This window comes from Puniceicoccus vermicola (genome assembly GCF_014230055.1).
In the GTDB taxonomy this organism is placed as follows: domain Bacteria; phylum Verrucomicrobiota; class Verrucomicrobiia; order Opitutales; family Puniceicoccaceae; genus Puniceicoccus; species Puniceicoccus vermicola.
The window spans coordinates 1-5,646 of sequence record NZ_JACHVA010000032.1 but is presented as its reverse complement, the minus strand read 5'-3'; the positions used below and the strand labels follow the sequence as shown (position 1 = coordinate 5,646).

Genomic DNA, 5,646 nt, shown 5'->3' with positions numbered 1-5,646 from the left:
TTTCGATGTTCCCGTGGGCTCGTTTCAGGCAGACCAAAGCCGCAGTCAAGCTGCACACGATGATCGACTTGAGAGGCTCCATACCAGTGTTTATGAGCATTACCGACGGTAGCGTGCATGACGTGAACGTGCTCGACCAAATCGTTTTCGAGTCGGGAAGCATCTATGTCATGGATCGTGGATACGTCGATTTCGCACGGCTCTATCGCATCCATCAAGCCGGAGCGTTCTTCGTCACCCGTGCAAAGAGCAATATGGCTTTCTACGTCAGCGAGTCCCGCCCGGTCGACAAAGCCATTGGCTTGCGTTGCGACCAGAGCGCCGGCTTGAAGACTACCAAGAGCAAACGGGACTACCCCGAAAAACTCAGACGCATCCGCTTTGTCGATCTCGAAACAGGCAAGAGTCTGGTATTCATCACCAACCATTTCGGTCTTCCTGCCATCATGATCGCCCGCATCTATAAGAGTCGCTGGCACATCGAGTTGTTCTTCAAATGGATCAAGCAAAACCTCAGAATCAAAGCGTTCTACGGCACCTCCGTGAACGCGGTGAAGACCCAAATCTGGATCGCCATCTGCGTTTACCTCATGGTGGCCTGTCTCAATAAGATTCATGGATTCGGCGAAAACCTTAGCCGGATTTTGCAAGTTTTGAGCGTCAACGTATTTCAGAAAACACCTATCCATCAGCTGTTTATGGATTATTGCACAAATTTTGACGAACCTCAATTACCTAATCAATTGACATTCAACGAGTTCCTAACTGGACAGTAGTGGAAGCATTCCTTTTTTCGAACGTAGAGGTGTCTCAAGACTGTAGCGCGGAGCGCGAAAGGAATTGAGACCACCGGCTGGATCTACTTTCCATTTTGTCTAGTGGTTTTGGTTGGTTCAATGTTCAGTCGCTTTTCTTTTTTCTACATTTATCTTCGACAGCTAGTGACGCCACCAACGAGGAGAAAAAGTGCTACAGCCAAAATCGGCGGGATGCCCGCAAGAAGAACGATCCATCCGAAAAAGCCACCAAAGCCGATAGACCATGGGATCAGGAAATACAAGATCCCGAGGACGGCTAAGGCCGCGACGATCTGAAGTATTCCCTTTATTTTCATTTCTTTTGTAGATCGTGAAAGCCATACGCGGAGGTCAGCGCGGAGCGCTGGCTGGAGTTGTATGGGCTGGCTGGTTGGACCATTCTTTTCTTCTCATCTCGAGATTTTCAGTGGTCTGATTGTTTCTAGTTCTGGCCAAGAGTCTACGTCGGTTCCATCTATCGACCAAGCCTCCAGTTCGGCGATTGATCCGTTACTCTCCCATAGTGTGATTCCCACCAAGCCGGAATCTGTGTCTCATCCTTGGAAGTCCGCCAAAATCGATCTTTCTTTTTCTCTTTTGGTTTCAATCGTGAACATCACAGTAGGGCAAGATCCGCATCCACATCGTCCAAAGACATGAAGTGAATCTATTTCTTTTTCTCGTTCTGGCTGAGTTTCAGAGATCAGCTTTCGGAGAATCGATCTTTCCAATTCGGAAAGCTCACGATTAATGGGAATGCTGTAGGGAAACGTATTCAATTTTCTATTTCATCCAACGCCAAGGTCAGACGCGGAGGTTAGCGCGGAGCGCTAACCGGAGTTGTCTGCACCGTCTGGTTGTGCAATATATTTTGTATTTCTCCAGTAGTCGACTGCTTCTTTATCAATAGATTGCGTCAAATCTTCTATTAATTTTTCAACTGTAACTGAGTCCTTCCCTTCATATGTGAACCAATGGTCCTCACCGTCTTTGCTATTGGGACCAATGCGAAGACGTTCTCCTAGGTCGTGTGCAGTCAATTTCTTTGGTTCTATTTCTTTACCCCAATAGGTTTTAAATGACGCACTTGGCCCCACGGCTACCTCCACACAGAATTCTCCTCCGTATTTGCTGAACTGAAATGTTAATAAATCAGTTTGGTTTGTGTCTAGTCTACGGAAATGTGGAAAGCTCCCTCGAAACCTCATGTTTCTGAGTTTTGGGATTACCGCCTCTTTAATGACGGCTACAATGTTTTCACGCGATTGGTTCATTTCTTTGCACAAAGTAGAGGTGTATCATGGAGAGGAGCGCAGCGACTCGGAATTGATACCACCGCCTTGATCTGCTTTCAGACGGCTTCGAAGTCTTTCCACTCGCGATTCGAGAGAATCCTCCGCTGAGATAAAAACAAATAGGAAGTAGTCAGAACCTCCATGATTATATGCGGTATCCCAATCCTCAATCTTCTTCACTTCATCAAACCAAGCGGTCATTGGAGATCCATCCCAGATCTCCTGTTGGCATCCAAGGGCAACAGCCATCTCATCCACAATATCATGCCAATGCTCAGAATCGGGTTCGCAGGTGAAAATCCAATCGATATTCTTTTTCAATATTTCCTCAATTGCGCTGGTATAAGCTGGTCCATCGACAGGGAGTGCTGGAAAGAACAGACAGTCGAACTGCTCACCTCCCCACGGAAGATTCGAGAGAACTCCTTCGGAATAATCGCATACGAAATAGGTCACGCCGACTTCATCTTTTCCTATTTCTTTCATTTCTCGCAGATCGTCGAGGTGTCTCAAGACTGTAGCGCGGAGCGCGAAAGGAATTGAGACCACCGACTTGTTCTGCTTTTTGGGTTCATTGCTTCAAAAAGTCCAACTCTTTGCTCTCAAGCTCCGTAGCCTGATGAGTCAGTATTTTCCTCTGTTGAGCCTCATCTTCATCATCGAACTTATCTTTCTTCCCAAGGCCTGAGTTAATTCTGGGGATTCTTCTGTTCTTCATCTCGTGGGTAGGACTGAAAAGTTCGACGATGGGAATGCTGTATGGCTCGTAAGCAATCGATACTATTCTGTTTTCTTTTTCGTATCGAATGAAGCATTCTCTTCCCAGTTGCTCAATGATGGGTTCCTCGAATCCATAACGTTCGACCAAGAATTGAAATGCTTCTAGGCATGGCTTCTCAAACTGGGGGAACGCAGATTTCATTTCTTTCGCAGAACGTGGAGCATAGTCGACGGCGCGTTAGCGACGTTGACTACTGCGTCTGGATCGACCTCCGTTTTAGTGGTTCTACGATGGTGAAATAGAGGTCATCTCCGTCTGCTTTTCCAGCATCAAGGATTCCATCCTTTCCTTTCGAAGTCAGCCTTAATGTTTGTTCATCGTCTGATACATTCCAGTAAAACGGACGGCCCCAACCATCAATGAGTTCTCCATTCGCGTTCACGACACCATGATTTACAGTCCACCAGAGAATCTTCTTTTCTTTTTTCGGGCTCCAAAAGGGTAAGCCCTTCGGGTTCACATCATCTTTCTTTCCTTTCAGAGCTTCGAGTAGCTCTGACTTAATGAGTGGCGGATACGTTGAGTAAGCTGAACGATAAACTTCTACGGCCACTTTCAGTTCGGCAGCATTTGATTGGGTAATAGCGACTTCTTTTGATTTTTGAGTATTCCCAAATACCTGAGAGGTCAGTAATACGAGAAGGACCACTGAGGTGAGTGATTTCATTTCTGTCGATCGTGGAGCATAGTCGACGGCGCGTTAGCGACGTTGACTACTGCGTCTGGATCTCCTCTGTTTGGAGTTGATGTTGTAGATAAATGGAAGCTTCCAGAAGTGAGCTTTCTGATTCCATTCTCTCAAATTCTTTCAGTGCTGCTTGGACTTGATTCACTTTTCCTTGGTCGAGGTTATCTTCAATTAGGTAGAGTGAGTTCGATAAGGTGAAATTCGTAGCGATTGGTGAAATCTGGGAAACGTTCCAGCAGAAAAATAAGGCGTAAGAAGCACAGAAAACACTGATGACTATGCGAACCAACTTTCTTTTTACTTTTAATTCTGAGTATAACCAAATTGCAAAAGCAACCCCGAGCAGAATCAAATATCCATAAGGAATGTGGCTGACTAAGAAGTAGCTATCTTGATTCATTTTTTCTGGAGATCGTAAAAGTGTGGCACGGCGGCGCTAGCCGACGTTGCCACCACTGCCTTGTTCGACTCCTTTGTGTAACCATTGGATTGCGCTGGAGAACTCCTGCTCCCACGGTCGAATTTCGTGTCCCCCGCTGTAGAGATGGTAGCAAACCTCTGAGTTGTAGTGCTTCAATCTCCCAATAAACCTTTCAGTGGCAGAAATCTGATCTAGTTCTTGACGCATTCCCGTCGGCGGGTGTGTGGCCTCTGATTCTGTTTCTTTATCGCCGACGCTGATCCAAAATCTACCCTCGGTCGCACAAAGGTTCGGCAGATTCTCTTTTAGCCACTCCTTATTCCACCAGAAAGACCCCGACTGAATGAGGCTTAATGCGAATGTCTTTGAGTGAGTCATGGCCGTGAATGCTGCTTGTAGGCCGCTCAAGCTTGTCCCGCCAATCAAATGACCAGTCAAAGTAACTTCGGGATTTCGTTCGTGAAGCCAAGCGATTACATCCGACGCAACAAAATTAGCATACCGCTTATTGCAGGTATAGTCGTAGTGGCGAGCTTCTCCGTCAAAATGTGAAATGAAAAGGCAAGCAACTGGGGGGATGGATTCGCTTTCCTGCAGCCCAATGAGCTTTGCAGCAGCATCCATTCTATTTACGTAATACTCTCCGTCGAGGAAGATGCAAAATTGCTCCGGGCTTTTCGCACATGGGAGATACCACGCTTTTCTGGAGAACTCTCCAGATGAGCTGAGTAGGTCGTGTTCTTCAATTTTCATTCTTTTGTCGAACGTCGAGACCAGACAACCAGCTTGTGAGGCTCAGTCGTCCGGTTGATTTTTAGATTCGGCGGGAGGGGTCACTTGTTGTCTGCGTCGTTTTGTTCGAATGTTAGACTCTATCTGGAGAGGCAAATGTTCAAAAGGTCTCCGTATCCCCAGATTAGTGCTCCGACTGCCAAAAATGAAAACCCAAAGCTGAATGCATTCCTGTCTTCACTCAGTTCCTTTTCGAGGTCTGAAGGCTCGTTTCTAAAACCATTTGCTATTCCTGCCTGTCGGATCGCTGCTCTCGAAGATAACAGGACGGCTACGGCAGTCATGAAGGACCCCGATCGCGCAAACCATGAAAAGTCACATGTAACGAAACTCACAATAAAGGAAATCACCATTACGGTGTAGGCCAATATAACTAGAATACGGGTGTTCATGGTTTTTTTCTCGAACGTGGAGGTCGGGCGCGGCGATTAGCCGTTGTCCCGAACCGTCTTGTTCGTGCTTAGTTTGCTTCGATCCACTGGATGTCTCGAATATCGGGATCTGATGTCAAAATCTCGTCCATTGCTTTGGTTATTTTTTCCAACTGCTCTGAAGCATCAATCTTTTTAAATAGCTTTCTTACTTTCGGCGTTCGAGGCTCAGTGAAGCACAAGAACTCATTGTCGTCGCCATACTGGTGGCCGCAGCAGATCGCTAGCCGGAATTCTTTATTCTCGATTGGAAGATAGTAGCCCCAATCTTCAGTGAAGTAATCCTCAATAGGGATTCCTTTTTCTTTTAGTTTGGTAGTCAAATATTCTGCAAGTCGACGCCCCCAGAGACCCGGGTTGATTTCCTCTTCTTCACCTTCATAGGCGGGGAACTTATCAGATCTGAATTCGACTTGAGTTTTCATAATTTTTTCCACGAAC

9 protein-coding genes are annotated in these 5,646 nt (G+C 46.4%); 1 reads left to right on the top strand and 8 read right to left on the bottom strand.

The annotated features are described in order from the left end of the window. On the top strand, positions 1-776 hold a 776-nt coding region (locus H5P30_RS02505; RefSeq protein ID WP_185691384.1), incomplete at its 5' end, for an IS4 family transposase. 149 nt (positions 777-925) lie between these two features. Here H5P30_RS02505 and H5P30_RS02500 read toward each other — a convergent pair. The 8 genes from H5P30_RS02500 to H5P30_RS02465 form a co-directional block, all read right to left on the bottom strand. After that, the gene (locus H5P30_RS02500) at positions 926-1,114 is read right to left on the bottom strand and encodes a hypothetical protein (protein ID WP_185691383.1); all 189 of its coding nucleotides are present in this window, start codon (positions 1,112-1,114) and stop codon (positions 926-928) included. A gap of 513 nt (positions 1,115-1,627) precedes the next feature. Then, complete coding sequence (locus H5P30_RS02495) at positions 1,628-2,071, bottom strand: DUF4304 domain-containing protein (RefSeq protein WP_185691382.1); 444 nt, start codon at positions 2,069-2,071, stop codon at positions 1,628-1,630. 24 nt (positions 2,072-2,095) lie between these two features. Further along, positions 2,096-2,578: a hypothetical protein gene (locus H5P30_RS02490; RefSeq protein ID WP_185691381.1), complete on the bottom strand. Its 483-nt coding sequence runs from the start codon at positions 2,576-2,578 to the stop codon at positions 2,096-2,098. A gap of 85 nt (positions 2,579-2,663) precedes the next feature. After that, entirely contained in the window at positions 2,664-3,014 is a 351-nt protein-coding gene (locus H5P30_RS02485) for a hypothetical protein (RefSeq protein WP_185691380.1), read from the bottom strand. Positions 3,015-3,063: 49 nt separating this feature from the next. Then, entirely contained in the window at positions 3,064-3,540 is a 477-nt protein-coding gene (locus tag H5P30_RS02480) for a hypothetical protein (RefSeq protein WP_185691379.1), read from the bottom strand. Between the two features lie 46 nt (positions 3,541-3,586). Further along, on the bottom strand, positions 3,587-3,961 hold the full coding sequence (locus H5P30_RS02475) for a hypothetical protein (protein ID WP_185691378.1): 375 nt from the start codon (positions 3,959-3,961) through the stop codon (positions 3,587-3,589). A 36-nt stretch (positions 3,962-3,997) separates the two neighbouring features. Beyond that, positions 3,998-4,735, bottom strand: a complete 738-nt coding sequence (locus H5P30_RS02470; RefSeq protein WP_185691377.1) for an alpha/beta hydrolase — start codon at positions 4,733-4,735, stop codon at positions 3,998-4,000. A gap of 499 nt (positions 4,736-5,234) precedes the next feature. Then, a partial coding sequence (locus tag H5P30_RS02465; RefSeq protein ID WP_221774261.1) for a hypothetical protein occupies positions 5,235-5,646 on the bottom strand: 412 nt, incomplete at its 5' end.

Bases quoted from the DNA above. Each gene is read 5' to 3' on its own strand.
- H5P30_RS02495 (WP_185691382.1), bottom strand. From the start codon at position 2,071: ATGAACCAATCGCGTGAAAACATTGTAGCCGTCATTAAAGAGGCGGTA.
- H5P30_RS02500 (WP_185691383.1), bottom strand. From the start codon at position 1,114: ATGAAAATAAAGGGAATACTTCAGATCGTCGCGGCCTTAGCCGTCCTC.
- H5P30_RS02470 (WP_185691377.1), bottom strand. From the start codon at position 4,735: ATGAAAATTGAAGAACACGACCTACTCAGCTCATCTGGAGAGTTCTCC.
- H5P30_RS02490 (WP_185691381.1), bottom strand. From the start codon at position 2,578: ATGAAAGAAATAGGAAAAGATGAAGTCGGCGTGACCTATTTCGTATGC.
- H5P30_RS02475 (WP_185691378.1), bottom strand. From the start codon at position 3,961: ATGAATCAAGATAGCTACTTCTTAGTCAGCCACATTCCTTATGGATAT.
- H5P30_RS02485 (WP_185691380.1), bottom strand. From the start codon at position 3,014: ATGAAATCTGCGTTCCCCCAGTTTGAGAAGCCATGCCTAGAAGCATTT.
- H5P30_RS02480 (WP_185691379.1), bottom strand. From the start codon at position 3,540: ATGAAATCACTCACCTCAGTGGTCCTTCTCGTATTACTGACCTCTCAG.